We start from the raw sequence: 4,872 nt of genomic DNA, 5'->3' as shown, positions 1-4,872 counted from the left end.
CTCCCTTTTTCATATATAGATTATTTTTCTGTTTCTTTAATTTTAGTTTGTACTTCGCCAGTTTTAATTTTATTGCTTTCTGAGAAGCGTAATAAATCGCCTTCAATAATTTTGTCAGACATTCGTAATTCATTTTGGGCACGTTTAATGAGGGCTTGAGCTTCTTTTTTTGGTAAATCTACAATTTCACCTGTTATACGGTCGTAGAAAGTGTTGTTTTTGTATGCATACTTATCTGTAACGAAGCTACCATCACGTAAAACAACAAAGCCAGTATATTCATCTGAAAACATATCATGGCCAAAACGAATATCATTCGTAGAATCAACACCTAATAAATTTAGAATAGTAGGTTTCATATCGATTTGTCCCGTAGGCTTTGAAATAGTTTGACCTTCTGTTTGTCCAGGAATATGAATATATAAAGGTGTACGTTGTAAATTTAAAGTATCAAATTCTGTTATTTGATCTTTTTCTAAAAACTGTGCCATTGCACGATTATGTTTTTCGGAAATACCATAATGATCACCGTATAACACAATAATAGAATCATCGTAAAGCCCCTCGGCCTTTAGACGTTCAATAAATTTTTTAATTGATTCGTCTAAGTAACGTACTGTTACGATGTAACGATCAAATACGCCATTACCAGAGTTGTATGGTTCAATGAATTTTGTATCTTCATCATACGTAAATGGATAATGGTTTGTTAAAGTGAGGAAACGAGCATAGAATGGTTGATTAACAGTTTTTAATATATCTACTGATTGATCAAAGTATTCGATATCTTTTAATCCCCAATTTAAATTTGTTTCTGGTGTAATTTTGTAATCAAGCTCATTATAGTAACGATCATAACCAAGAGCAGAGTACATGATATTACGATTCCAAAATGTTGCGTTATTCGCATGGAATACAGAAGTGAAATAACCTTGCTGACGTAAAATTTCTGGAGTCGCAGTATAATCATTGTTACCGTGTGTGAAGAATACAGCCCCTCGATTTAATGGATACAACGACGTATCGATTAGAAATTCAGAATCGGATGTTTTCCCTTGACCAGTTTGATGGAAAAAGTTATCAAAGTAATAACTTTCATTTATGAATTCATTTAGGAATGGTGTAACTTCTTGCCCATTGACTGATGCTCCTATTAAGAAGGTTTGCAAGGATTCAAGAGTGACTACAATTACGTTTTTTCCTTTCGCTACACCAAACATATTAGGGTTTGGCTCGCTTTGGTTTGCTTTTACGTAGTTTTCAGTTTCTTGTAATTTACTACTATCAGCAAGCGCTTTTTGTGAACCGGCTTTTACTTGCAGTGTTAAGTCATATACTTGGTGAGTATATAAGCCTAAATTTTTGACAAGCATTACTCGGTCGAATGATCTCGTTAATAATTCAGGGCGCTCTTTTTCTGCAAGATGTAGATTCGCAAAGAATACACCAATTGTTAAAAGAAAGTATAACAAGCGTGTAGAATGAGTTACACGTTCGGTTTTAAAGACCAATGATTTCTTTTTTAATAAAATAAAGAAGAAAACAATGTCTATGAATGCGAGTATAATTTTGTAGTTTAATATTTCTATAATACTGCCGCCTAATTGTCCAAAGTTTGAGGTTTGTCCAAGTACTGGTAATGTAACGAAATCACTATAAAAATCATAGAACATTACATTTCCAACGAGTACGATTGTTAATAAGAAATTAATACATAGCGCTATATAATTTCGCTTTTCACCAGTTGAAAATAATGCTAATCCAACAAATGCTAATGATGCGGCTAGAGGACTAATAAACAAAATAAGCTCTTGCGTTGAAGACTCGATTTTTAAATCAAAACTGAATCGCGTAATAAGATATGTTTTTAACCATACTGCTAAAGCCATTATTATAACAAAGCTTATATTTTGCATTTGTAAATTTATTTTATTCTTCATTTTTACACCTTCTTTATACAATTTATTTAACTGAAGTTATATATTATGTTTTTATAACTATTGGAGTGTAATGAACCATTTAGAATCTGTTTTCTAAAGGGAATAATTTGAAGTATTCATATACATACAATGGGGATTTTTAAAGCGTAGTAGCATAAATATAACTCTTTTTGAGAAACGGGCAGAACAAGTCATAGTTGTAGTGAAATTGACTTATAGACATCCTACCATATTAAACACTATGATGATGTTACAAAATATCGAACAAATGAAAGTGAAAATGGATAGAGACTTTTAAAACTGTTGACATTCAATTTATTAGAATTGAATACCAACAGTTTTAAATATGTAGTTATATTACATATGTATCTTGTAAAATTCCGATTTTTTGTCGGTTAATCATTAGCCGGGAAGGATAGGAGGGCTTATTAATATATTTTTACTATATAAGTAAAGTGTTTTGAAATTAGGAATATTTGACTAGAATCTTAATGATAGAAATTAAATGTCAGATAAGTACTTTCCAACATACAGACCACTTGCAGCTGCTTGAGATAATGAGTGCGTAACGCCTGAACAATCTCCAATTAAAAATAGCCCATGTATACTAGTTTCAAAATGATTATTAATTTTTATCGTAGGAGCATAGAACTTTCCATCAATTCCATATAGTAAAGTATGTTGATCAATAGGTTCTTGTATAAATTGTTCTAAACGTAATAAAAATTCTTTGAGCCCTTCAATATATAATTGAGGAATTTCTTGATTCAAATCTCCATAATCCCCCTGTAGTGTAGGCTGTATACGGCTATGTTCCATGCTGTTTTCCGCCGTAGGTTGTTTCTTTAGTAAGTCCTCTAAGCGCTGTATAACAATCCGATCTCGTCCTTGGTTAATGCCTTTAATAATTGAACTTGCGTATACATTTGCTTCTTTGAGAGTTGGAAAATAGCGAGGAATAAATAAAGTGAAATTTAAATTAGAAGTGCCAGTTCCTTGCTCTCGAAAATTTTGACCGTCAGGCATAACTAAACCTTCTTCGTACTTTCGAATGATGCGTCCTTTTGGATTCATACAGTAAGTAGTTGCTGTGAAATGCTCACCTTGATAAGAAAGTTTTGTTTCAAAAGTATCTTTTAATATAGAACGTAATTGATGTTCTTTCATTTCTACTCTAATTCCTAAATCTACACGTGTTTGCTCCTGAGAAATATTTAGGGAACTGCACATTTCTTTTAACCAATCGGCCCCAGAGCGCCCAGTTGCAAATACTAGTTGCTTAGTTTGAACTGTTCCTTGATTTGTATCTATTGTAAAATGATCTTCCTGTTTCAGAATATGTTGTACATCTATATGAAATTGGATCTTTATTTTCGTCAGTAAAAATTCATAGAGCTGCTGAAAAATGTTACTGGAAAGTGCAGTACCAAGATGTCTTACTTCTGTTGTTAGCATTTGTAAACCACACGCTTCAGCTCTCTTAGTGAGACTTGAATTTTCAGTAGAATATTTTGAAACCGAACTTCCACCAAACTGACATAGAATTTCATCTACTTCAGCCATGAGTTGTATAAAACCCTCTTTACCGACTTTTTTCTCAAGTTCTCCGCCAAATCCGTTTGTATAATTAAATTTCCCTTCAGATTTGCCTAAACCACCAAACCCGAAATATTTATCACATGTAGTACAATTACACACTTTTCCTTCGTCTAAAGGACAATGGCGATCTTCTAGCGCTTTACCTTTATCAAGAATTAAAACTTTTTTGTTACTTTTAGCTAGTGAATAAGCCATAAAAATGCTACTTACTCCAGCGCCGATAATCGTAACATCATACATATTCTTCCACCTGCTAACGAATAGTTTGTTTTTTATTTTTCTAGTGTATAACAATTTTATGAAGTTAAGAAATAGCTTTTATTAATAAAGTGGGAGTTTTTGAACTTGATGCTTTATTAATTTCTACGAGTGGTGGAGTAAATACAAAAATTTTTATTTGAAAGAAGAAACAGTTTAAAAAATAACTATGTCATATGATTAATAACATCTTACATAGAAAAAAACAGACCTTTTAAGTGAAGAGGTCTGTTAATGATTTTAAATCTTATTTAGCAAACACATGGTTACCAATTACTGCTACTGTTTGACGTGTCGTAATCCACTTGTCCGTTGATGTTTTTGGATTGTAGAAATAAATCCAGTCTGAATCTACTCCATTTGTGGAGATAGCCTCTTCTACAGCCATTTTTGCTTCTGCACTTGCAGGTTGATTAATTCTTCCATCTGTAACAGGAGTAAATGCATATCCGTATTTAATAGGTTCATAAATAACGCCTGTTATTGTATTTGGAAAACCTTTTGCATTTACACGATTTAGTATAACTTTGGCTACTGCTACTTTTCCTTTATAGGATTCGCCACCTGCTTCAGCGGTAACTAAGCGTGCCATTAAGTCTTTTTCTTTTTGTGAAATACTTGAGTTGATTTTTAAATGTTGTCCTGTATAAAGCTTGTTTCCGACTGTATTGTTAATTTGTTTTATAGATCGGACAGTGACATTGTAACGCTTTGCTATCGTTTCTAATGAATCTCCCGGTTGTACTTGATAAATAATTTGTTCAGAAATGTTCGCAGGCTTGGCGTTTTGAGGAACAGTGATTTCATTTGATTTCACGGACCCTGGAATATGTAACTGTTCGCCAATAAAGGTTTTATCGTTTCCTTTATTATTAGCCTGTTTAATGGATTGTATTGAAACTCCGTATTGTTTACTAATGCCCCAAAGTGTATCGTTCTTTTTTACTGTATGAATGGTAGAAGCTTCAGCTGTACTTTGACTACATACGAATGTAATTGCGGCCGCAGATAAAGGAATTATATGTTTTATTTTTAGTAATTTCATTGTAAATCCTCCTAAGAAAAAATTAAGGTG

The 4,872-nt window shown here is 32.6% G+C and carries 3 protein-coding genes; all 3 read right to left on the bottom strand.

Features of this window, described 5'->3' with window-relative positions; all coding sequences use genetic code 11:
• Nucleotides 1–20: 20 nt before the first annotated feature.
• The 3 genes from ACQGS6_RS22920 to ACQGS6_RS22910 all read right to left on the bottom strand — a co-directional run bounded on the left by ACQGS6_RS22920 (nucleotide 21) and on the right by ACQGS6_RS22910 (nucleotide 4,842).
• A complete protein-coding gene (locus ACQGS6_RS22920; RefSeq protein ID WP_000791038.1) occupies nucleotides 21–1,940 on the bottom strand; it encodes an LTA synthase family protein in 1,920 nt (639 codons plus the stop codon).
• A 501-nt stretch (nucleotides 1,941–2,441) separates the two neighbouring features.
• Nucleotides 2,442–3,779: an NAD(P)/FAD-dependent oxidoreductase gene (locus ACQGS6_RS22915; protein ID WP_000272397.1), complete on the bottom strand. Its 1,338-nt coding sequence runs from the start codon at nucleotides 3,777–3,779 to the stop codon at nucleotides 2,442–2,444.
• A 265-nt stretch (nucleotides 3,780–4,044) separates the two neighbouring features.
• Nucleotides 4,045–4,842 (bottom strand): cell wall hydrolase, encoded by a 798-nt coding sequence (locus ACQGS6_RS22910; protein ID WP_000771006.1) that lies wholly within the window; start codon nucleotides 4,840–4,842, stop codon nucleotides 4,045–4,047.
• Nucleotides 4,843–4,872: the final 30 nt, after the last annotated feature.

The organism is Bacillus sp. GMs2/2 (assembly GCF_050172095.1).
Classification (GTDB): domain Bacteria; phylum Bacillota; class Bacilli; order Bacillales; family Bacillaceae_G; genus Bacillus_A; species Bacillus_A cereus.
The sequence above is the reverse complement of the archived record's forward strand: the minus strand, read 5'-3'. Positions and strand labels throughout refer to the sequence as shown.